Raw genomic sequence first — 399 nt, 5'->3', positions numbered from 1 at the left:
ATCACAATACTAGTAATAGTACCAACAACAGTACTAATACCAGTACTAATGTCAGTACTGTTTAACAATTCGCTATTATATACCATGTTTAGAAGCGTTAAAGTTCTACATAGCTAGGAAATTATGAGATTTTACCGCATCTTTATCAGGTACTTTTATTTCATCTAACGGTAGAATTTTCTTTTTAAGGTTTTTATGCTTCAGGGAAGCTACCTTCTGATTATGCTTCTCTACGACTTTAGCTGGTAAGTTTTCAATCTTTACTAGGTGTAACTTATGTTGGCAATTTGGGTGGAAAATTAAGTTACTGTTGTACAGTTCCTGATAGGTTAGTAGTCCTTCAGTAAGTCCATTCAAACTAATTATCATACCTTCAAAGTTTTTACATTCGTCTTCAGC

At 33.1% G+C, this 399-nt stretch carries 1 protein-coding gene; it reads right to left on the bottom strand.

Annotated elements, in window-relative coordinates; translation table 11 throughout:
- Positions 1-105 precede the first annotated feature (105 nt).
- Positions 106-399, bottom strand: a 294-nt coding sequence (locus SB764_RS38520) for a hypothetical protein (RefSeq protein ID WP_410866537.1), incomplete at its 5' end; no start/stop codon positions are given.

Origin of the sequence: Paraburkholderia sp. SIMBA_027, assembly GCF_046535315.1 — a bacterium.
Classification (GTDB): Bacteria; Pseudomonadota; Gammaproteobacteria; order Burkholderiales; family Burkholderiaceae; genus Paraburkholderia; species Paraburkholderia tropica.
Note: the sequence above shows the minus strand (reverse complement) of the source record. Positions and strands in the feature narration are given on the sequence as shown.